At 56.5% G+C, this 20156-nt stretch carries 21 protein-coding genes; 11 read left to right on the forward strand and 10 right to left on the reverse strand.

Going from position 1 to position 20156, the window contains the following annotated elements; all coding sequences use genetic code 11:
• Window positions 1–15 precede the first annotated feature (15 nt).
• Together ACA071_RS12890 and ACA071_RS12895 are read left to right on the forward strand one after the other, a co-directional pair.
• Complete coding sequence (locus ACA071_RS12890; protein WP_497644696.1) at window positions 16–216, forward strand: co-regulatory protein PtrA N-terminal domain-containing protein; 201 nt, start codon at window positions 16–18, stop codon at window positions 214–216.
• An 88-nt stretch (window positions 217–304) separates the two neighbouring features.
• Window positions 305–634: a DUF2790 domain-containing protein gene (locus tag ACA071_RS12895; protein WP_497645300.1), complete on the forward strand. Its 330-nt coding sequence runs from the start codon at window positions 305–307 to the stop codon at window positions 632–634.
• Between the two features lie 193 nt (window positions 635–827).
• On the opposite strand, the gene ACA071_RS12900 is transcribed toward ACA071_RS12895, so the two are convergent.
• Entirely contained in the window at window positions 828–2153 is a 1326-nt protein-coding gene (locus tag ACA071_RS12900) for an OprD family porin (protein ID WP_497644697.1), read from the reverse strand.
• A 304-nt stretch (window positions 2154–2457) separates the two neighbouring features.
• Here ACA071_RS12900 and ACA071_RS12905 point away from each other — a divergent pair, with 304 nt between their 5' ends.
• Window positions 2458–2712, forward strand: coding sequence for a hypothetical protein (locus ACA071_RS12905; RefSeq protein WP_497644698.1), 255 nt, complete (start codon window positions 2458–2460; stop codon window positions 2710–2712).
• A gap of 6 nt (window positions 2713–2718) precedes the next feature.
• Here the strand turns inward: ACA071_RS12905 and ACA071_RS12910 are convergent, their stop codons facing one another.
• On the reverse strand, window positions 2719–2979 hold the full coding sequence (locus ACA071_RS12910; protein ID WP_497644699.1) for a hypothetical protein: 261 nt from the start codon (window positions 2977–2979) through the stop codon (window positions 2719–2721).
• A 375-nt stretch (window positions 2980–3354) separates the two neighbouring features.
• Here ACA071_RS12910 and ACA071_RS12915 point away from each other — a divergent pair, with 375 nt between their 5' ends.
• Together ACA071_RS12915 and ACA071_RS12920 are read left to right on the forward strand one after the other, a co-directional pair.
• On the forward strand, window positions 3355–4419 hold the full coding sequence (locus ACA071_RS12915; protein WP_497644700.1) for a hypothetical protein: 1065 nt from the start codon (window positions 3355–3357) through the stop codon (window positions 4417–4419).
• 18 nt (window positions 4420–4437) lie between these two features.
• Window positions 4438–4791 carry a DUF1428 domain-containing protein gene (locus tag ACA071_RS12920; RefSeq protein WP_497644701.1) on the forward strand — a complete coding sequence of 118 codons (354 nt, stop codon included), beginning with the start codon at window positions 4438–4440 and terminating at the stop codon, window positions 4789–4791.
• Between the two features lie 14 nt (window positions 4792–4805).
• Here the strand turns inward: ACA071_RS12920 and ACA071_RS12925 are convergent, their stop codons facing one another.
• Complete coding sequence (locus ACA071_RS12925) at window positions 4806–5000, reverse strand: hypothetical protein (RefSeq protein ID WP_123409727.1); 195 nt, start codon at window positions 4998–5000, stop codon at window positions 4806–4808.
• Window positions 5001–5060: 60 nt separating this feature from the next.
• Here ACA071_RS12925 and thpR point away from each other — a divergent pair, with 60 nt between their 5' ends.
• The gene (thpR, locus tag ACA071_RS12930) at window positions 5061–5627 is read left to right on the forward strand and encodes an RNA 2',3'-cyclic phosphodiesterase (RefSeq protein ID WP_497644702.1); all 567 of its coding nucleotides are present in this window, start codon (window positions 5061–5063) and stop codon (window positions 5625–5627) included.
• Between the two features lie 210 nt (window positions 5628–5837).
• Here the strand turns inward: thpR and ACA071_RS12935 are convergent, their stop codons facing one another.
• The 5 genes from ACA071_RS12935 to ACA071_RS12955 form a co-directional block, all read right to left on the reverse strand.
• Window positions 5838–6935 carry a polyamine ABC transporter substrate-binding protein gene (locus ACA071_RS12935; protein ID WP_497644703.1) on the reverse strand — a complete coding sequence of 366 codons (1098 nt, stop codon included), beginning with the start codon at window positions 6933–6935 and terminating at the stop codon, window positions 5838–5840.
• Window positions 6936–7150: 215 nt separating this feature from the next.
• Window positions 7151–8035: an ABC transporter permease subunit gene (locus ACA071_RS12940; RefSeq protein WP_497644704.1), complete on the reverse strand. Its 885-nt coding sequence runs from the start codon at window positions 8033–8035 to the stop codon at window positions 7151–7153.
• Complete coding sequence (locus ACA071_RS12945) at window positions 8032–8946, reverse strand: ABC transporter permease subunit (RefSeq protein WP_497644705.1); 915 nt, start codon at window positions 8944–8946, stop codon at window positions 8032–8034. The genes ACA071_RS12940 and ACA071_RS12945 overlap by 4 nt, the downstream gene beginning before the upstream one ends.
• On the reverse strand, window positions 8943–10085 hold the full coding sequence (gene potA, locus ACA071_RS12950; protein ID WP_123409722.1) for a polyamine ABC transporter ATP-binding protein: 1143 nt from the start codon (window positions 10083–10085) through the stop codon (window positions 8943–8945). The genes ACA071_RS12945 and potA overlap by 4 nt, the downstream gene beginning before the upstream one ends.
• Before the next feature lie 361 nt (window positions 10086–10446).
• Entirely contained in the window at window positions 10447–11208 is a 762-nt protein-coding gene (locus tag ACA071_RS12955; RefSeq protein WP_497644706.1) for a gamma-glutamyl-gamma-aminobutyrate hydrolase family protein, read from the reverse strand.
• A gap of 280 nt (window positions 11209–11488) precedes the next feature.
• Between ACA071_RS12955 and ACA071_RS12960 the strand changes: the two genes are divergently transcribed.
• From ACA071_RS12960 to ACA071_RS12980, 5 genes are all read left to right on the forward strand, one after another.
• The gene (locus tag ACA071_RS12960) at window positions 11489–12865 is read left to right on the forward strand and encodes a glutamine synthetase family protein (RefSeq protein WP_054051136.1); all 1377 of its coding nucleotides are present in this window, start codon (window positions 11489–11491) and stop codon (window positions 12863–12865) included.
• A gap of 251 nt (window positions 12866–13116) precedes the next feature.
• Window positions 13117–14607 carry an aldehyde dehydrogenase gene (locus ACA071_RS12965; RefSeq protein WP_497644707.1) on the forward strand — a complete coding sequence of 497 codons (1491 nt, stop codon included), beginning with the start codon at window positions 13117–13119 and terminating at the stop codon, window positions 14605–14607.
• Between the two features lie 52 nt (window positions 14608–14659).
• The gene (locus ACA071_RS12970) at window positions 14660–15946 is read left to right on the forward strand and encodes an NAD(P)/FAD-dependent oxidoreductase (protein WP_497644708.1); all 1287 of its coding nucleotides are present in this window, start codon (window positions 14660–14662) and stop codon (window positions 15944–15946) included.
• A gap of 416 nt (window positions 15947–16362) precedes the next feature.
• A complete protein-coding gene (locus ACA071_RS12975; RefSeq protein ID WP_201189038.1) occupies window positions 16363–16911 on the forward strand; it encodes a cupin domain-containing protein in 549 nt (182 codons plus the stop codon).
• 78 nt (window positions 16912–16989) lie between these two features.
• Window positions 16990–17436 carry an NUDIX hydrolase gene (locus ACA071_RS12980; protein ID WP_497644709.1) on the forward strand — a complete coding sequence of 149 codons (447 nt, stop codon included), beginning with the start codon at window positions 16990–16992 and terminating at the stop codon, window positions 17434–17436.
• 118 nt (window positions 17437–17554) lie between these two features.
• Here the strand turns inward: ACA071_RS12980 and ACA071_RS12985 are convergent, their stop codons facing one another.
• Both ACA071_RS12985 and ACA071_RS12990 read right to left on the reverse strand, forming a co-directional pair.
• Window positions 17555–18082 carry a hypothetical protein gene (locus tag ACA071_RS12985; RefSeq protein WP_497644710.1) on the reverse strand — a complete coding sequence of 176 codons (528 nt, stop codon included), beginning with the start codon at window positions 18080–18082 and terminating at the stop codon, window positions 17555–17557.
• Between the two features lie 164 nt (window positions 18083–18246).
• A complete protein-coding gene (locus ACA071_RS12990; protein WP_497644711.1) occupies window positions 18247–19899 on the reverse strand; it encodes a hypothetical protein in 1653 nt (550 codons plus the stop codon).
• Window positions 19900–20156 lie beyond the last annotated feature (257 nt).

Below are 20156 nucleotides of genomic sequence, written 5' to 3' on the forward strand. Positions count from 1 at the left end.
AGATGAGGTGTCAGAATGAAACTTGCTCAAGTAAGTGCACTGTTAGGTGCGTTGGTTGTTTCTTCCGTTGCATTGGCCGAAGGCGGTGGCGACAGGACGTTCGAACGCATGATGGTGGCGAATGACCGCGCTGTGGAGGCGTTTGCGGCCAATCAGGCGAAGAGCGATCCGGTGGTGGTAAATGAAGCCAAGGATGATAAAACCCAAGAAATGTAATCGTGCTGAATATGAACAAGCCCGTCATCGATTGTCGATGGTGGGCTTTTTTATCGGTTGGTTTTTATTGTTTTTCGAGGTGTCGGGTATGAAGTTTATTAATGTCATTAGTTGTATCGGGTTGCTGGCCATGTCTTCAAGCGTGTTGGCAGAAGGGGGCGGCGACCGGGCCTTTGACAAGATGATGAGCGCCAACACGCAAGCCATGGCGCAGTACGCCGTCAGCCAGGGCAAGCAGGCGCCGGTGGTGACCGCGTTTGAATACGGGATGAAGCTGGACGTGGTCAAAGTCGTGAGTGTGGTGCGCCCTGAAAAGCGTTGTGCTGTGGTGCCGGCGGCGATGACTTATGAAGACTCGCAAGGGCAGCTTAATACGGTCAAGTACGCGGTGGCGGGGGAGTGTCGCCAGCGCGGCTAATGTCTGTCGCCATATCCTCTGTGGGAGATTCCCTGTTTGGGGGGAAGTCTCCAAACATGGAATCTCCCACAGGTTATTTGCCAAATTGCAGGCAAAAAAAGGCGTCCCGAAGGACGCCAAAAAAATTCACCTCTTCCAAAGGAGCAAGGAGCTTCTAAAGGTGAATGTGGAGATTCAACTGAGCAGCAGGGCCTTACAGAATCGCTAGCGGGTATTCGACAATCACCCGAACTTCATCCAGGTCTGACTCGAACGCGGTGGCGCGGGTATTGGCTTGGCGCAGGCGCAGGGACATGTCTTTCAACGAGCCGGTCTGCACCACGTATTTCACCTCGATATTGCGCTCCCAGCGTTTCTGGTCGGTCAGCGGATTGCCGTCGGCATCACGGCGCATGTACACCGCATTCGCATTGGAGTAATCGGCGTCGGAGCCACGACCGTAACGGGTCATGAACGACAAGCCAGGCACACCATACGGGCTCATGTCGAGGTCATAGCGAACCATCCAGGAGCGTTCTTTCGGCGAGTTGAAGTCGCTGTACTGGATCGAGTTGTCGAGAAAGATCGAGTCCGACTGGCGCAGATAATCAAAGTCGTCATTGCCGTTATTGCGTTGGTGAGACAGTGCCAGCGAGTGGGCGCCATACTTCACGCCAATCCGCCCGCTCCAGATGTTGTTGTCGAACTTGCCGAGCAACTGCTTGCCCTCGTCGACGGCTTTGTAATAGTTCAAGCCGCCAAACACCGAGAGCTCATCCGACAACGAATAATTCAGCGCGGTGCCCCCGTAGTATTGATTCCAGGCGTCTTTGAGGCGGCTGGAATAAAGGCTGAAACTGACATTCTTGTTCAGCGCGTAGTCACCGCCAAAGTAGCCAACCCACGGCGAATTGACCGGGCCGGCATAGAACGTCGCAAAGTTATCGCGCAGGTTGCTGGAGACCGGCTGGCTCATGGCGTGCAGCCGGCCGCCCTGAACGGTCAAGCCTTCAAGGCTGGTATTGGTCGCGGTCACGCCCCGGAAACTTTCCGGCAGCAGTCGGGAATCACCGGCCGCCACCACCGGGTTGGAAGGGAATACATCACCGACTTTCACCACCGTATCAAAGGCCCGCACTTTCGCCGCGCCACCGACTTTGGTGTACTCATCGCGCGCTTCGCCGTCGCTATTGACGGGCAATACATCGAACGAACTGCGGCCACCATTGCGCCCATCGCCGGTATCAAGCTTGAGCCCGATCATGGCGAACGCATCGACGCCGACACCCACAGTCCCCTGGGTAAACCCGGATTCGAACTTACTGATAATCGCGTGTGACCAGGCCTCGGAATAGCCATTGCCGGTTGGACTTGACTGGCCATTGCGGTGGTCACGATTGAAGTAGTAGTTGCGGTTGAGCACGGTCAGGCTGCTGTCTTCAACAAATCCTCCGGTCTTTTCCTCAGCCACTACCAGGGACGGCCCGGAACTGACAAGCATCGCTAAAGCAGCCATCGAATATTTTGTAGGGTTAACCATCAATCACTCCTTGGTTTCGGCAGAACTGAAACGTTCTTCGGCTTGGTTTTATTTTTCTACGCAAGGGGATTGCCCGTGCGTAAGAGCGCCGAGTGACATCGTTGCAATCTGGAGATAACGGGGAGGTGATGGCGGAATTACAATTTTGTTAGCTGGGGAATGGCTCTGTGAAATGACGCTGAAGTGGATCTGGCGGTAGGGCCATTGAGGCCATAGGATTCTCACACACCCTGATCAACTGGCCAGTTGTTAGATCCCGCTCAAAAAAGTCAGGAGCGTTTTCCTTAACCGAAAACGAATAAACATGAAGTTAAAAAAATCGTATCCGGCTGCCTGGCAATTGACCGCCGTGATGATATCGGCTGCGCTGTTATCCGGCTGTGAGCCTCCCACCCGGGCGGACTTTATCAAGTACCCGACCCTGCGGCAGAAGTGGGCGATAACCTGCGATGCCCGCAATAATGCGGCTGAAGCCAACGTGCAGGGCTGCGAGAACTTGCGGCAGTGGCAAAGCGCTAACCAGCAGCCCGGTTGGATGAATCAGAACCTGGGCAAGTAACGCCAGTTAGAAGGTGAACTGGCGCGATGGCTGTTGGGCCATTTCTGTGTCGAGCAAGTGCTCGACCAGCACATCATTCAAAAAACGGAACTGATCATTGAGCCCAACCACTTCGTTACTGAAGTGGTTGGCGGCTGCCGGCATCAGCAAGTCTTCGAACTGTTTGTCGAACACCAGTGCGATCTCTTTGCGCGAGACCACCTGCTGCGAATAGTAGTTGGTGCCGAATACCGGGAAACTCACGGCCAGGGTAACGATGCGGATCATGATGGGTGCTCCTCGGTTTGGCCGATGTCCAGGAAAAAACGCGAAAACAGGGTCAGCGTGACGGCGGTCAGGGCCAGGCAGGTCAGGAGATGGATCAACATGATGTGCCCCTCCGATGCGGGGTTTGCGTTGGGTATGGGGCGATCCTGCGCCGGACGGTTTTTTTGCGGAAGGCATTCGTTACGATGGTGCATATCAACAGGAATGATGGTGAAGGTTTTTTCATCGTTCTTGCGGGCCTCTTCGCGGGCAAGCCTCGCTCCTACAGATTGATGAGCACCAGACGAACGGCCAAAACCCTCAACCTATACTCAACTCAATAGTCTTATAAGCACCGGGCATTTCGTCCGGGAGCGACTGTAGGACACCGCGATCTTGAACCTGCGTTCGCTGATCGTCGTCGTGATGCTGGTGTTGGCGGGATGCGCCACGCCTACGCGTGCCCCGGAAGTGGCGCTGGTGGTGGTTTCGCCGAGTACCTGGCAGCAGGTGGACCGGGAGATCGTCGCCGCGTCGCAATCGGCCACCGAACAGACCAAGATCTACGCGCGCGGTGCCATGGATTACTGGCGAACGCGGGTCTATCAACTGACCGAAGAGAACTTCATTCCCTGGTTCAGCAGTTACTGGACCCAAGAGTGGCTGTCGATGAAGGTCAGTTGGTACACGATCAGTGCTTCGGGCGAGCAGGATGCCTCGGCCAAGCGCCTGGCGGCGTATCTGCTGGAGCAATACCAGCAACGGGTGCTGGCGCCGGTCGCGGTGGAGATCGATCCCGACGCGATTCTCGGCCTGGCCACGGCGTTCTACGTGGACATTCTTCAGGAAGAACTGCAGAAAATCTCCCAGCGTCACGGCATACCGATGGCGCAGCTCAACGGTCGCCTCCAGAAAATCCCCGCCATCGCCCTTGGGCCACCGCCAGCCCGGGACGCCTCGCTCTATCAGGTCGTGCACACCCAGCCGCTGAACACATTGCCGGCCTATGCGGCGCTGATCGACAAGATCCACAAGGCGGGCGGCGACAAGGGTGTGGATTCGACCGACACCGCCATGGCGCCGGTGGCCAAGCGCGCCAGCCAGCGGATGGAGGCCGAGCTGCCCTCGCGCGGGGCCGCCAGTGCGGTGGCGGCGGCGGCGGGCAAACTCGCCGGAGGGTTGATCACCATTGGGGTCGCCGGGATCCGCGCGATTATCCGGGCCAATGACCGGCCGGACAGCGAGGCGCTGATTCGCAGCAGTTTGGGCAATACCTTCGACAAGGCCTGGACGAAACTGGTGCAGAACCCGACGACCGGCGTCATGGCGGGAACGCTGTACATGGCCGCGCAAATCGAGGGCAACCTGGCGGGGAGCGCTGAAGTACCGTCGGTCAGTTCGGGCGGCGGACCGGTCGATTGGAGCCCGGGTGGATCGACTACTCAACAGATCGACCCCTAACCCAGCAGGAGAACGACCATGTCCTACATCGACGGCCTAATCGCCGCAGTCCCCACCGCCAACCGCGAAAAATTCATCAAGCACGCCGAAACCGCCGCCAAAATCTTCAAAGAGGCCGGCGCCCTGAGCATTACCGAATGCTGGGGCGATGACGTGCCAGATGGCAAGCTGACCTCGTTTCCGATGGCGGTGAAACTCAAGGAAGATGAAACCGTGATCTTTTCCTGGATCGTCTGGCCCGACAAGGCCACTCGCGATGCCGGGATGCAGAAGGTCATGGTCGATCCGCGCATGCAACAGGACGTCAATCCGATGCCGTTCGATGGCCAGCGCATGGTCTTTGGCGGTTTCAACATTGTGCTGCAAGCGTAACCACCACCGCGGGATCACTCATGCGCCGGGGTGATCCTGCAACTCTTGCGGTTGCGGATCTCGTTGTCCGTCGGTCGCTCCCGGACGAACTCGAAACGCGGCTCACCTTCGCTATAGTGAACCAGCCAGCCCCATTCCAGCTCGGCCTCGTCCTGACCGGGTTGCGGCGGCATCGCCCACCATGGCTCTTTGCTGATGATCTCTCGCATGGCGCCCTCCGGTTGATTCGGTTGGTTCAACTATAACGTGCATGTCAGGAGGTGCCAGGCGTGAGCGACGAATCCCATGAACCGGTCAAGCGGCTGTTTTTCGCCTTGAACTGCGCTCCCGAGCCGCGCCGGGCGATTGCCCAGTGGCGCAGCGCTCTACAACTGCGCAGCGGACGGCCGGTGCCGGCGGAAAATTTCCATCTGACGTTGAAATTTTTGGGCGCGGTGAGCGTGGCGCAGATTGCCGACCTCTGCACGGCGGCGGCGAATGTGCGCGTGCCAAGTGTGCCGTTGCGGGTGGTGCTGGATCGGCTGGATGTCTGGCGCAAGCACGGAGTTTTGGTACTCGTGCCGCAGGAGGCGCCGCCTGAGTTGCTGCGGCTGGTTTACGCCTTGGAACAGGCGATATTGCCGTTCGGGTGTGAGGATTCGCCGAAGGAGTTTCGACCGCATCTGACTTTGATGCGGGACTATCGATTGCCGGTGCCTGAGTCCGAATCGCCGCCCGAATTTATCCTGCGGGCTGATCGTTTCACACTGTTCGAATCCCACAAGGGCCATTACCGAGCACTGGCCGAATGGCCGCTGGTGTCCCAGGACCAAAAAAAGGCGCCCGAGGGCGCCTGAAATTCACCTTGACCGAGGAGCCAGGTGAGGCCGTTCGCAGGAAGTGCAGCGGTGGTAAGGCGCTGCGTGAACGGAAGAGGGGAGCCACCGATCGTTCCTACGCTCCGCGTGGGAATGCCTCCACGGACACTCCGCGTTCGGCTCTGGAAGGGACGCGGAGCGTCCCGGGCTGCATTCCCACGCAGAGCGTGGGAACGATCGGTGTGTCAGTTATTTACCGAGTTTTACGCGGGTCCAGCCCCGGGTCATCACGCGCTGCACGCCAATCGGCATATCCGGAATCGCATACAACGTCGCCATCACATCCTGCGGCGGGTACGAACCCGGATCGTCACGAATCGCTTCATCCACCAACGGTGTCGCTGCCGCGTTGGCGTTGCTGTAGCCGATGTTGTTGGTGATCTCGGCGATGATGTCCGGGCGCATCAGGAAGTTCATGAACAGGTAGGCGTTGTCGACGTTCGCCGCATCCCGTGGGATGGCGACCATGTCGTAGAAACTGCCGGCGCCTTCTTTCGGGATGCTGTAGTCGATCTTCACCGTGTCGCCGGCTTCCTTGGCGCGGGCCTTGGCCTGCAGCACATCACCGGAGTAACCGACGGCCACGCAGATATTGCCGTTGGCCAGGTCGGAGATGTACTTCGAGGAATGGAAGTACGCCACCGACGGCCGAATTTTCATGAACAGCGCTTCGGCTTCAGCAATCTGCGCCTTGTCCTGGGAATTCACCGGATAGCCCAGATAGTGCAGGGCGGCCGGGAGCATCTCGGTTGGCGAATCAAGGAAACTGATGCCGCAGGCTTTCAGTTTTTCCGCGTTTTCCGGTTTGAACAGCAGGTCCCAGGAATTGGTCGGCGCGTTGGCCCCAAGCACTTCCTTGACCTTCGCCGGGTTGAAACCGATGCCGATCGAGCCCCACATGTACGGGAAGGCGTGAGCGTTATCCGGGTCGCTGGCCGAGGCGTTTTTCAGCAGCACCGGGTTGAGGTTTTTCCAGTTCGGCAGCTTCGATTTGTCCAGCGTCTGATACACGCCCGCCTTGATCTGCTTGGCCAGGAAACTGTTGGACGGCACCACGATGTCGTAGCCGGATTTACCCGCCAGCAGGCGTGCCTCAAGGGTTTCGTTACTGTCGAACACATCGTAGGTCACACGGATCCCGGTCTCGTCTTCGAACTTCTTGACCGTGTCCGGGGCGATGTAATCCGACCAGTTGTAGACGCGCAGAACCTTGTCGTCGGCTTGGGCAACCGTCGCCATGGCACCCAGTAAGGACAGTGTCAGCAGAGTCCTGCCAAACATTTTCATCGGTACAACTCCATTCTTTTTATTCAAATTCGCAAAACAATTGCAGTCTCGGCGCACCCTTGTAGCAGCTGGCGAAGCCTGCGTTCGGCTGCGAAGCAGTCGTAAAACCTGCGAATTCAATCTTCCTGAAAGAACCGCAGAGTCTGAATTCACGACTGCTTCGCAGCCGAACGCAGGCTGCGCCAGCTGCTACAAAGTGTGCGTGTTGCAGGCCCTTAGGCCGTCGCTTCTACCATTTTCTTGTTCTGTGGCTGCCACGATTCGCTGGCCGTCTGGTCCATCGCTTCCTGGATTGCGCGTTTGCGGGTGGCTTCGGCGCGGCGGCTGAAGTACCAGACCATGAACGTCACGATCGAAACGGCGAGCAGAATCAGGCTGGCCACGGCATTGATCTCAGGCTTCACGCCCAGACGCACCGCTGAGAACACTTCCATTGGTAGGGTTGTGGAACCCGGACCCGACACGAAGCTCGCCAGTACCAAATCATCCAGCGACAAGGCAAACGACATCATGCCGCCGGCCGCCAACGATGGCGCAATCATCGGAATGGTGATCAAAAAGAACACCTTCAACGGCCGCGCACCGAGGTCCATGGCCGCCTCTTCAATGGACAGATCCAGCTCACGCAGTCGCGCAGAAACTACCACCGCTACATACGCGGCACAGAACGTCGTGTGCGCAATCCAGATCGTCACCAACCCGCGTTCCTGCGGCCAGCCGATCAACTGCGCCATGGCCACGAACAGCAGCAACAGCGACAGGCCAGTAATCACTTCCGGCATCACCAACGGCGCCGTCACCAAACCACCGAACAGCGTGCGACCCTTGAAGCGGGTCACGCGGGTCAGCACAAACGCCGCCAACGTCCCCAGCGCCACCGCAGCAATTGCGGTGTAGCAGGCGATTTCCAGCGAGCGCACCACCGAGCCCATCAGTTGCGTGTTGTCGAGCAAACCGGCGTACCACTTGACCGACCAGCCGCCCCACACTGTCACCAGTTTCGAGGCGTTGAACGAGTAGATCACCAGGATCAGCATCGGCAGATAGATAAACGACAGGCCGAAAATCAGCATGAACTTTGAAAATCCGAAGCGTTTCATCCCCGTGCCTCCATCTCTTTGGCCTGGCTGCGGTTGAACAGCAGAATCGGCACAATCAGGATCAACAGCATCACCACCGCCAAGGCAGACGCCACCGGCCAGTCGCGGTTATTGAAGAACTCTTGCCACAGCACACGGCCGATCATCAGCGTCTCCGGGCCGCCCAGCAGTTCCGGAATCACGAACTCACCCACCACCGGAATGAACACCAGCATGCAACCGGCGATGATGCCGTTCTTGGCCAGCGGCACGGTGATTTTCCAGAAGTTGTTGAAGTTGCTCGAACCCAGGTCCGACGCGGCTTCCAACAGGCTTTCATCGTGCTTGACCAGGTTGGCGTACAGCGGCAGCACCATGAACGGCAGGTAGGCGTAAACCACCCCGATGTAGACCGCTGTGTTGGTGTTGAGGATCTCGATCGGCGCCGAGGTCAGCCCGGTCCACATCAGGAACGCGTTGAGCAAACCGTTGTTGCTGAGGATGCCCATCCACGCATACACGCGGATCAGGATCGCAGTCCAGGTCGGCATCATGATCAGCAGCATCAGGACGTTTTGCGTTTCCTTTTTGGCCTTGGTAATCGCATAAGCCATCGGGAAGCCGATCACCAGGCACATCACCGTACTGAGCAACGCCACTTTCAGCGAGCCGAGGTACGCCGAGATGTACAACTCATCCTGGGTCAGCAGGCTGTAGTTGCCGAGGTTGAGCAGCAGCTGAAATTTCTGTTCGGCGAAGGTGTAGATCTCCGAGTACGGCGGAATCGCCAGCGCCGCTTCCGAAAAGCTGATCTTCATCACCAAAAAGAACGGCAGCATGAAGAACAGGAACAGCCAGATGAACGGAATGCCGATCACCAATTTGCGCCCGCTGGGGACCAGTCTCAGGAATTGCTGATTGAAGGTTTTCATGAGCGCAGTACCACGCCGCTGTCGTCTTCCCACCACACGTAGACCTGATCGTCCCAGGTCGGACGTGCGCCCCGGCGTTCGGCGTTGGCCATGAACGACTGCACGACTTTGCCGCCGGGCAGTTCGACGTAGAACACCGAGTGGCCGCCGAGGTAGGCGATGTCATGCACTTTGCCTTGGGACCAGTTGTAGCGCTGCTCGGGCTTGAGGGTGCTGACGAGCATTTTTTCCGGGCGGATGGCGTAGGTGATCGACTTGTCCTGCACCGACGTGCTGACGCCGTGACCGACGTAAATCTTCTGCTCCAGGTCGGGGCTGTGGATGATCGCGTGACCTTCCAGATCCTCGACCACGGTGCCGTCGAAGGCGTTCACGTTACCGATGAATTCGCAGACCATGCGGCTGACCGGCGCTTCATAGATGTCCACCGGGCTGCCGATCTGGGCGATCCAACCAAGGTGCATGATCGCGATGCGTTCCGCCATGGTCATGGCTTCTTCCTGGTCGTGGGTCACCATCACGCAGGTCACGCCGACCCGCTCGATGATCTGCACCAGTTCCAGTTGCATCTGCGAACGCAGCTTTTTATCCAGCGCGCCCATGGGTTCGTCGAGCAACAACAGCTTCGGACGCTTGGCCAGGGAGCGGGCGAGGGCGACACGTTGACGCTGGCCGCCGGACAACTGATGGGGTTTGCGTTTGGCGTATTGGGTCATGTGCACCAGGCGCAGCATCTCTTCCACACGGGCGTCGATTTCGCTGGCGGACAACCGATCCTGCTTCAGGCCGAAGGCGATGTTCTGCGCCACCGTCATGTGCGGGAACAGCGCGTAGGACTGGAACATCATGTTGATCGGCCGCTCGTAAGGCGGCATGTCGGTGATGTCGACACCGTCGAGCAAGATCCGGCCTTCGGTCGGGCGCTCGAAGCCGGCGAGCATGCGCAGCAAGGTCGATTTGCCCGAGCCGGAACCACCGAGCAGGGCGAATATTTCGCCCTGGTGGATCTCCAGGGACACATCGTCCACAGCGGTGGTTTCGTCGAACTTCTTGGTCACGCGATCGATTTTCACCAGGACCTTTTTCGGTGCCTGGTGACCTTCAAGAGCCTTCCTGTAAGTGCTGGAGGCATTTGCCATGTGAAACTCCCAACAGGTTTCAGTCGTCGGGCCAACGCGGCCTGACTTAATAGTTGATTGCAAGCCCGGGTCGTACGGTGCCAATCAATTCAAACGCGGTCCCTGTAGGCGCTGCCAAAGGCTGCGATCTTTTGACGTTGCTCTTTAAGATCAAAAGATCGCAGCCTTTAGCAGCGCCTACAGGACGTTGCGCTTGACTCACTGGTGCGTACTGCTCGGGCTTATTCGGCGCCGCCGTCCTGGCTGCCTGGTGGTACTTGTTGTTGTCTTGTTTCGTTTTTTACGCGTGAAGAGGCAGCGCGCGTCGGCGCACCTGCCCGTTCACGGGGGCAGTTAAATCGTTGGATGAGGGTTTAAGTCGTCAGCGTTTTTTACGTAGCGCCGCCCGTTGCCGGCACGCGTCGCCAAACGCCTGGAAAATACTTAAATAAGGAGGATTCGAAAGCACCTGCCATTCCGGGTGCCATTGCACGCCGACGGCGAAGGTTGGGCTGTGGTCCACCGAGATCGCTTCGACCAAACCGTCCGGCGCCACCGCTTCGCAACGCAGGCCCGGCGCCAATCGATCAATGCCTTGGCTATGAATCGAATTGACCATGAACTCGGCAGGCAGCTCCAGCGCTTCGAACACACCACCAGGCTGCACAGTCACCGCGTGAGCCGGTGCGTACTGCACCGCCAACTCCGGATGATCCGCCTCACGGTGATCGAGCATCCCGGGCAGTTCATGCACCTTCTGATGCAGGCTGCCACCGAACGCCACGTTCATTTCCTGAAAGCCGCGACAGATGCCGAGCACCGGCACGCCGGCGGCAATGGCTGCACGCAATAAAGGAAGGGTCGTGGCGTCCCGCGCCGGATCGTGATCGGTGCCGGGGGCGCTGGCGGGACCTTGATAGTGGAAGGGTTCCACATTCGATGGCGAGCCGGTCAGCAACAGACCGTCGAGCTGCGTGAGCAGGTCCTCGATGTCGGTCAGTTCGCCCAGGGAAGGAATGACCACGGGCAGCCCCAGAGCCGCGACGCTGACAGCACGCAAGTACTTGTCGCCGCTGACGTGGTAGGGGTGCAGGCCAATCTGTTTGATGCACGCTGTAACGCCGATCAATGGCTTGAATGCCATTTTTATCACCTCGAAGTTTCACACTTGAACGAGCTTTTCCGGAGCTTAGCCTTGTTGATTTTAATTAACAACTCTCATGTAAAAAATTCTAAACGCCGGTCGTCCGATGCTGAGGGTTTACGCGGCTCTGGCGACCTATCTGGCACTGTTGTGCTCATAAAAGGCCCGAAAATAAAGGTTGAAAGGCCAAGTGTTCGCTATTGACTTCACTTTGCCGTTCGGGTTGACTGGGCTCGCAACACCGTAGTGAACATAATAATTAACAGCTAATAGGTGCATCATGTCGGTCCCCCTGCGTACCGTTCAACTCAACGAAGCAAACGCATTCCTTAAGAAATATCCTGAGGTTTTGTACGTCGACCTTCTGATTGCGGATATGAACGGTGTGGTGCGCGGCAAGCGCATCGAACGCACCAGTCTTCATAAGGTTTACGAAAAAGGCATCAACCTCCCGGCGTCACTCTTTGCCCTGGACATCAACGGTTCTACGGTGGAAAGCACCGGCCTGGGTCTGGACATCGGCGACTCCGATCGAATCTGCTACCCCATCCCTGACACCCTGAGCATCGAGCCTTGGCAGAAGCGCCCGACCGCGCAATTGCTGATGACCATGCACGAACTGGAAGGCCAGCCGTTCTTCGCCGATCCGCGTGAAGTGCTGGCGAATGTGGTGCGCAAATTCGACGACATGGGTCTGACCATCTGCGCGGCGTTTGAACTCGAGTTCTACCTGATCGATCAGGACAACGTGAACGGTCGTCCACAGTCGCCGCGTTCGCCGGTATCGGGCAAGCGTCCGGTTTCAACTCAGGTGTACTTGATCGACGACCTCGACGAGTACGTCGATTGCCTGCAAGACATCCTCGAAGGCGCGAAAGAGCAGGGCATCCCGGCCGACGCCATTGTCAAGGAAAGCGCCCCGGCGCAGTTCGAAGTCAACCTGCATCACGTCAACGACCCGATCAAGGCCTGCGACTACGCGGTGTTGCTCAAGCGTCTGGTGAAGAACATCGCCTACGACCACGAGATGGACACCACGTTTATGGCCAAGCCATATCCGGGTCAGGCGGGCAACGGTTTGCACGTACACATTTCGATTCTCGACAAAGAAGGCAACAACATCTTTGCCAGCGAGGATCCCGAGCAGAACGCCGCACTGCGTCACGCGATCGGCGGTGTGCTCGAGACCCTGCCGGCGCAGATGGCGTTCCTGTGCCCGAACGTCAACTCGTACCGCCGCTTCGGCGCGCAGTTCTACGTACCGAACTCGCCGAGCTGGGGCATCGACAACCGTACCGTTGCGGTGCGTGTGCCGACCGGTTCGGCGGACTCGGTGCGCATCGAGCACCGCGTGGCCGGCGCCGATGCCAACCCGTATCTGTTGATGGCCTCGGTCCTGGCCGGTATTCACCACGGCTTGACCAACGAAATCGAGCCCGGCCCACCGGTCGAAGGCAACAGCTACGAGCAGAACGAGCAAAGCCTGCCGAACAACCTGCGCGATGCACTGCGCGAGCTGGACGACAGCGAAGTCATGGCCAAATACATCGACCCGCTCTACATCGACGTGTTCGTGGCGTGCAAGGAAAGCGAGCTGGCCGAGTTCGAGAACTCCATCTCGGACCTTGAGTACAACTGGTATTTGCACACCGTTTGATGGGCTGACACCAGTCAGTTAGGCGGCAACGAAACCTGTAGCAGCTGGCGAAGCCTGCGTTCGGCTGCGAAGCAGTCGTAAAACCTGAGCGCTGAGCCTTCCTGAAGCACCGCATCGCCTGATTTCACGACTGCTTCGCAGCCGAACGCAGGCTTCGCCAGCTGCTACAAAAGAACGCGCTACGGCTGAGACTGCTTCACTGGCTGGCTTCAATCCAACAACTACTTATTCCTCTGCGTCGAGTCACAACAATGACAAACACTCGCAGCGACTGGGAACAACGCTTCCAGTCCTTATCCATCGAAGGCCGGGCCTTTATCGACGGTCAATACCGCGCAGCACTTAGCGGTGACACCTTCGAATGCATCAGCCCGGTAGACGGCCGCTTCCTGGCCAACGTCGCCAGCACCGACGAGGCCGATGCCAACGCGGCCGTCGCCGTTGCACGGCAGACGTTCGAGTCCGGCATCTGGGCCAAACAAGCCCCGGCCGAGCGCAAACGCATCCTGATCCGCTTCGCCGATCTGATCCTGGCCCATCAGGAAGAACTGGCCCTGCTCGAAACCCTCGACATGGGCAAACCGATCAGCGATTCCATGAACATCGACATCCCGGCGACCGCTAACGCGATCCGCTGGAGCGCCGAAGCCATCGACAAGATCTACGACGAAGTCGCCGCCACGCCCCACGATCAACTCGGCCTCATCACCCGCGAACCGACGGGCGTTGTCGCCGCCATCGTGCCGTGGAACTTCCCGCTGATCATGGCCAGCTGGAAGTTCGCCCCGGCCCTGGCCGCCGGCAACTCGTTCATTCTCAAGCCTTCGGAAAAGTCGCCACTGACCGCGATCCGCATCGCGCAATTGGCGCTGGACGCCGGCATCCCGAAAGGCGTGTTCAACGTCCTGCCGGGCTACGGTCACACCGTCGGCAAAGCGCTGGCGTTGCACATGGACGTCGACGTGCTGGCCTTCACCGGCTCCACTGCGATTGCCAAGCAACTGCTGATTTACGCCGGGCAAAGCAACATGAAACGCGTTTGGCTCGAAGCAGGGGGGAAGAGTCCAAACGTGGTGTTCGCCGACGCGCCGGATTTGCGCGCGGCAGCACAAGCAGCGGCGGGGGCGATTGCCTTCAACCAGGGCGAAGTCTGCACCGCTGGCTCGCGATTGCTGGTGGAGCGTTCGATTCGTGAGCAGTTCATTCCGCTGCTGGTGGAAGCGCTGCAAGCCTGGAAACCGGGGCACGCTCTCGATCCGCAAACCACCGTCGGCGCCGTGGTCGATCAGCGTCAACTGGACAACGTGTTGCGCTACATCCAGATCGGCAAAGACCAGGGCGCGCAACTGATCGCCGGCGGCAGCCGCACCCTCGAAAGCACCGGGGGGCTGTACGTGGAACCGGCGATTTTCGACGGCGTGACCAACGCCATGACCATCGCCCGGGAAGAAATCTTCGGCCCGGTGCTGTCGCTGATCACCTTCGACACCTTCGATGAAGCGCTGTCGATTGCCAACGACAGCATCTTCGGCCTGGCCGCCGGCGTGTGGACCAGCAACCTGAGCAAGGCCCACACCTTCGCCCGTGGCTTGCGCGCCGGTAGCGTCTGGGTCAACCAGTACGACGGCGGCGACATGACCGCACCGTTCGGCGGGTTCAAGCAGTCGGGTAACGGTCGGGACAAATCGCTGCATGCGTTCGACAAATACACCGAACTCAAAGCGACCTGGATCAAGCTCTAACACCTTTACAGCGGCGGTCGCCGGCACGTGCTGGCGGCCATCGGAGAAACGTATGAAACCCACAACACATGTAAACAGCTACTACGCCGCCACCCGCAACTTCACCGGCGAATTCCCGGTGCTTGAAGAACTGGTCGAGTGCGACGTCTGCATCATCGGCGCCGGCTACACCGGTTTGTCCTCGGCGCTGTTCCTCGCCGAAGCCGGCTACAGCGTGACTGTGCTCGAAGCCGCCAAAGTCGGCTTCGGCGCCAGCGGTCGCAACGGCGGCCAACTGGTCAACTCCTACAGCCGCGACGTCGACGTGATCGAAGAACGCTACGGCGACAAAACCGCCGAAGTCCTCGGCAGCATGATCTTCGAAGGCGCCGACATCATCCGTCAGCGCATACAACACTACGACATCCAGTGCGACTACAAGCCGGGCGGCATCTTTGCTGCGCTGAACAAGAAGCAACTCAAAGGCCTGGCCGAGCAGAAAAGCAGCTGGGAACGCTACGGCAACAAAAACCTGAAAATGCTCGACGCGGCGGACATCAAGCGCGAAGTGGGTTGCGACAACTACGTCGGCGGCCTGCTCGACATGCAGGGCGGCCACATCCACCCGCTGAACCTGGCCCTCGGCGAAGCCTCGGCCATCATCGGCCTGGGCGGCAAAATCTACGAACAATCGGCCGCAGTGGAAATCACTTACGGCGAACCGATCACCGTGCGCACCGCCAAAGGCGTGGTCCGCGCCAAGTACCTGCTGATCGCCGGCAACGCCTACCTGCCGCAAGACCTCGACAACCGCGTCACGCGCAAAAGCATGCCGTGCGGCTCGCAAATCGTCGTCACCGAACCGTTGTCCGAGAAGGTTGCGCGCAGCCTGATCAAAAACAACTACTGCGTCGAAGACTGCAACTACCTGCTCGACTACTACCGCCTCACCGCCGACAACCGCTTGCTGTACGGCGGCGGCGTGGTCTACGGCGCCCGCGAACCGGACGACATCGAGCAACTGATCAAACCAAAAATCCTCAAGACCTTCCCGCAACTGAAGGACGTGAAAATCGACTACCGCTGGACCGGCAACTTCCTGCTGACCATGTCCCGCATGCCGCAATTCGGCCGCATCGAGAAAAACGCCTACTACATGCAAGGCTACAGCGGCCACGGCGTCACCTGCTCACACCTGGCCGGCAAACTCATCAGCGAAATGATCCGCGGCGACGCCGAACGCTTCGATGCTTTCGCCTCCCTGCCACACATGCCCATGCTCGGCGGCCGCACCTTCCAGGCGCCGCTTACAGCAATGGGCGCTGCGTACTATGCGTTGCGTGATCGGTTCGGGATCTAGCGTTATCCCCGTAGGAGCAAAGCTTGCTCGCGAAGAGGTCATGCCAGTCGCCATCAATGTCGCCTGACACACCGCCATCGCGAGCAAGCTCAGCTGCTACAAGAGATCTATGTCAGGCACAAACTATGCGCTCGAGCTGGATCAATCTGTAGGAGCAAAGCTTGCTCGCGAAGAAGCCATATCAGCCACCCTGACATTGCCTGACACATCACCATCACTCGCACCGAAACCGAACAGCATCAGCCACATGAACCTTTTTGTTCAGCCGTCTATCGAACCTGCTGAGCAACACGAACAAACGTGATTTAATACCCGCCTTTCACGTTTCTGGGACAGGGAAGCGGTGTTCCTCGCGGCCAAAAGTCGCCCGCCATCCACCCCCATAACCCCTTAAGTAGTTCACACATAAGGCTGTCATGGACACGGGCTCACGACTCAAATTAGTACGCGAAAGCTACAAAATGTCCCAGCGCGAGCTGGCCCGGCGTAGCGGCGTCACCAATGCCACCATCTCCCTGATCGAACAAAATCGCGTCAGCCCCTCCGTCAGCTCCCTCAAGAAACTGCTCGAAGGCATTCCCATGTCCTTGGCGGACTTCTTCACCTTCGACCAGCCACCGCGCGAGCATCAATACGTGTTTCGGGCGAATGAACAGCCGGATCTCGGGCGGCATGGGCTGCGGTTGTTGCTGATTGGCGCTTCAGTGCCGAGTCGGCAGATGCGCTTGTTGCGCGAGCAGTACGCGCCTGGGGCGAGCTCTGGTGAGGAACCTATCGTCCACTCGGAAGGCGAGGAGTGTGGGCTGGTGACGCGCGGGACGGTTGAGTTGACGGTGGATGGGCAGATTAGTGTATTGAATGCTGGGGATGGGTATTACTTCCCGACGACGCTGCCGCATCGGTTTCGCAATATTGGGGCGGATGAGGCAGAAATCATCAGTGCCAACACCCCAGCTAACTTCTGATATCGAAAATGGATACTGACCTGTAGCAACCTTCGTCCGTTGCTACAGGCATTCTTCAAAGTAAATGGACTTTCCTGCATGACTACCCAGCGCATCCGTGCACTTGCACTCTGTGTCTTCCATCACGATGGAAAGGTACTGGTCAACGAATTCTGCGACCCCACCACAAAACAAACCTTCTTCCGGCCGCTCGGCGGAGGTATCGACTTTGGCGAAACCAGCGCCGAAGCCGTTGTGCGAGAGATTCAGGAAGAACTCGGTTTGCCGATAACAGATCTCCGATTGATCGGTACGCTTGAAAGCATCTTTACGTATGCCGGTAAGCCAGGACACGAAATCGTCCAGGTTTACGATGCGAAGTTTGTGGATCGCGCTGTTTACGAATTGCCGTACTTGAGCGCTCAAGAGAGCGATGGCGCTGCGTTTACAGCGAAGTGGCATTCATGCGCAAGCTTTACTGACGAATCGCCGTTGGTGCCTGATGGGCTTTACGATTTGTTGAAAAAAGTCGCATTGCTGGACTGATGCCCATGACAAAAGAAGGTGACAGATCTATTTAAATAAAGATCTGTCATCTTATTTTTCAGCGTCATTTCACAACGACTACAAACTTAACGACCGCGTACTCAACCAGCGCGCGTGATCAAGGCCTCGGCAGTGACAGCCGATCCAGAGCACAGCCGTTGGCCGGTGACTGCCCGGCCTGAAAGAGTCGATCCCCAGAATCCAGATCGACGATGTTGATCTGGCAGCCGCTCAAGACATTTGGGCCGTCGGTGATGCCGCCCTTGATCACATAGCGGGCGCCCGGCATGAACTCAGTGACAAAATCGACCGTGCATCTGCGTTTGCCGCTGGCCCCGCCCTCCAACACCAGGTGAATCGGCTTGCCCGCTTCAATGGCTCGAAAACCTTCAGGTGTCGATGGTGTCGATGGGTATCCACCCCAGACCGAGAACAGTTGCCGAGCGGGTGTCACGGGCACCGACCGGCCGTACTTGCAGGCCATGGTCGGCGCTGCGCTAAGGGTCAGGTAGTTGTGACGGTTGATCATTGCGTCCATTTCGCTGCGAATCTGCGCTTGCGGGGCGTTGGCGGGGGCTTCGTATTGCGGGATTGGCGAGCAGCCGGCGATTAGTAGCAGGAGCGAGCCTAAGTACAGCGGTTTCATGGGCGTTTGTGTCCGTAACGGTTTAAGGTGGGCACTTTAAGACTATTTTTTTGAAAATAAAGATAAATAAACCTATTTTTTATTGGGGGCTCATTAAGTTAATAACAATATATTAATCGAGTGGCGGCTTATATAGCCAGAGAAAGCCGCCTATGAAGTTAAAATTACAAAGCAAGAGCGTTTAGTTCATCCTTATAAGATAGCTTGGGGGAGTACAAGTTATGAAAAGCTCTACCGATAGCACCAGAGAATATTACAAGCTCTGGATTTCGACTGCCTCCCATCAAAATGTGACTCACAGCAATTCCGGGATAAGGGTCAATATAGTAGATTTCTTTTATGCCAAGCTGATATGCTTTTTTTGAGCATAACTCACATGGGCTGGCAGTCGTAAATAGCTTACCGTTTTCAACCCCTCTACCGCCATATTTTGCGATTTGCAGAAAAGCATTTTCTTCGGCATGAAGTGATCTTGTGTGAACTTGATTCGACTTCCCTGTTAGGTTGTTATATTCATCCTTAAAACAATATGAAATATTTCTACCAGTATTAGCAACCTTTACAAATTTTTCATTTCCTTTACTAATTGCGTCGATAAATTGAACGTCGATTTTTTCATACTCTGAGTAAGAGTCTTGAGCATAGCCATTCGTCAGATCAAACCGATTGCGTAGACTGCAAGGAACCTGCCCGAATGGTGTATCGTTCCAGCCAACAGACTGGACCGAAAAGTTAACATCAGTAACAACAGCTCCAACCTGCCTTGAAATACACCCTGAATTTAGCTTGGCAGTATATGCAATTTGCATGCAGCGTTCTAAGGGAGTAGGCGTTACTAATCCAGGTCTGACCATAAGCGCAACGAAAGTTAATAATTGGTCCGCTAGTGAGTTGAAGTTGGAGACCATATTCCCCGAGTCTGGGTTACTTACATGTAGATCCGCTCGTTGCAGGCAGGCTTTAATGTCCTGTTTTACATAAGCCTTTTGATTGGTTGCATCCAGCTTGCCGTACTCTTCATCGTCAACAACGTTTATTTGAGCATCAGTGTACCCAAGTCCACGCAATCGACGTTTTCGCTCGTCATCATTGCAAGAAACAGCCATGAGATAAAAAGAAGAGTATCTATCTTGGAAATATATAGCTTCAAACGGGTTTCTTATTGCATCAATAACAATAAAGGTTTTTTCGCCGTTAGTTCGCGCCTGACGAATCTCTTTAATTATTTTATTGATTCGCTCAGCAAGTGAGAAAAATTTGCCACTAATCACATCGCCAGATGTCACATTACCCGAGTTTCGTAGGTTACTACCAATAAGCTGGAATAACTTTACATAAGGGGCTCCTCCCATCACATCCTTTAATTCTGCGTTTCTTTTTGGTAAGAACTCTGTGTAGAAACTCCGCAAAGAACTGAAGTCGGTAATGAAGGAAAATTCGTTGCGAACTTTTTGAAGAATGTCGATAGCTTTTTGAGATGTGTCATGTTTTAAACCTCCAGAGGTTTCTATAAAAATTCCGGATTCTTCAGTGCTTACTTCAGAAAGCATGAGTAATAAAACCGTGCTGGCTTGTATCGCTACAAAAGGTTCCCAGTTATGTTTGAAACAACTGAGAACTACCTTTTGTTTTCTTTGATTCGTATCTTTAGGGTTGTGCCCTGAAAAAAGAGAATGTCTTATGTCTTCTTGGTTGCTTGAAAGTATATTTGCCACTGTAGAACAACCACTACCAGTACGGCCGGTTAATCCAATGACAACAAAGTCGTCATCATCACCGTAAATTTTTGAAATTGTATCTTGAAAGTAGTTTTCCATTTCATATCCTCATCCATAAATTTTTATTCGGTATGACGCTACACCTTTGGAAATCAAAATGCCACTACAACAAGGTAATCCGCTAATTTTGACGGTGTATCGGTAAAACCGTCTGCCGCGTGGGGTAGCTGCGACTGAATCCTCAGAATGACTCCACTGGCGTTTCGTAGGCATTCTAAGCGATTGCCTCTAGCTGATTGTCATCTGTCACAATTCTCTGAATCGAACCTCCAGATCAACAGCAGGAACTAAATATT

The organism is Pseudomonas sp. LBUM1646 (assembly GCF_059716165.1).

What these genes read in the sequence shown, in the direction of transcription:
- ACA071_RS12890 (WP_497644696.1), top strand. Translation starts at nt 16, where the DNA reads ATGAAACTTGCTCAAGTAAGTGCACTGTTAGGTGCGTTGGTTGTTTCT.
- ACA071_RS12895 (WP_497645300.1), top strand. Translation starts at nt 305, where the DNA reads ATGAAGTTTATTAATGTCATTAGTTGTATCGGGTTGCTGGCCATGTCT.
- ACA071_RS12900 (WP_497644697.1), bottom strand. Translation starts at nt 2,153, where the DNA reads ATGGTTAACCCTACAAAATATTCGATGGCTGCTTTAGCGATGCTTGTC.
- ACA071_RS12905 (WP_497644698.1), top strand. Translation starts at nt 2,458, where the DNA reads ATGAAGTTAAAAAAATCGTATCCGGCTGCCTGGCAATTGACCGCCGTG.
- ACA071_RS12910 (WP_497644699.1), bottom strand. Translation starts at nt 2,979, where the DNA reads ATGATCCGCATCGTTACCCTGGCCGTGAGTTTCCCGGTATTCGGCACC.
- ACA071_RS12920 (WP_497644701.1), top strand. Translation starts at nt 4,438, where the DNA reads ATGTCCTACATCGACGGCCTAATCGCCGCAGTCCCCACCGCCAACCGC.
- ACA071_RS12925 (WP_123409727.1), bottom strand. Translation starts at nt 5,000, where the DNA reads ATGCGAGAGATCATCAGCAAAGAGCCATGGTGGGCGATGCCGCCGCAA.
- ACA071_RS12935 (WP_497644703.1), bottom strand. Translation starts at nt 6,935, where the DNA reads ATGAAAATGTTTGGCAGGACTCTGCTGACACTGTCCTTACTGGGTGCC.
- ACA071_RS12940 (WP_497644704.1), bottom strand. Translation starts at nt 8,035, where the DNA reads ATGAAACGCTTCGGATTTTCAAAGTTCATGCTGATTTTCGGCCTGTCG.
- ACA071_RS12945 (WP_497644705.1), bottom strand. Translation starts at nt 8,946, where the DNA reads ATGAAAACCTTCAATCAGCAATTCCTGAGACTGGTCCCCAGCGGGCGC.
- potA (WP_123409722.1), bottom strand. Translation starts at nt 10,085, where the DNA reads ATGGCAAATGCCTCCAGCACTTACAGGAAGGCTCTTGAAGGTCACCAG.
- ACA071_RS12955 (WP_497644706.1), bottom strand. Translation starts at nt 11,208, where the DNA reads ATGGCATTCAAGCCATTGATCGGCGTTACAGCGTGCATCAAACAGATT.
- ACA071_RS12960 (WP_054051136.1), top strand. Translation starts at nt 11,489, where the DNA reads ATGTCGGTCCCCCTGCGTACCGTTCAACTCAACGAAGCAAACGCATTC.
- ACA071_RS12965 (WP_497644707.1), top strand. Translation starts at nt 13,117, where the DNA reads ATGACAAACACTCGCAGCGACTGGGAACAACGCTTCCAGTCCTTATCC.
- ACA071_RS12970 (WP_497644708.1), top strand. Translation starts at nt 14,660, where the DNA reads ATGAAACCCACAACACATGTAAACAGCTACTACGCCGCCACCCGCAAC.
- ACA071_RS12975 (WP_201189038.1), top strand. Translation starts at nt 16,363, where the DNA reads ATGGACACGGGCTCACGACTCAAATTAGTACGCGAAAGCTACAAAATG.
- ACA071_RS12980 (WP_497644709.1), top strand. Translation starts at nt 16,990, where the DNA reads ATGACTACCCAGCGCATCCGTGCACTTGCACTCTGTGTCTTCCATCAC.
- ACA071_RS12985 (WP_497644710.1), bottom strand. Translation starts at nt 18,082, where the DNA reads ATGAAACCGCTGTACTTAGGCTCGCTCCTGCTACTAATCGCCGGCTGC.
- ACA071_RS12990 (WP_497644711.1), bottom strand. Translation starts at nt 19,899, where the DNA reads ATGGAAAACTACTTTCAAGATACAATTTCAAAAATTTACGGTGATGAT.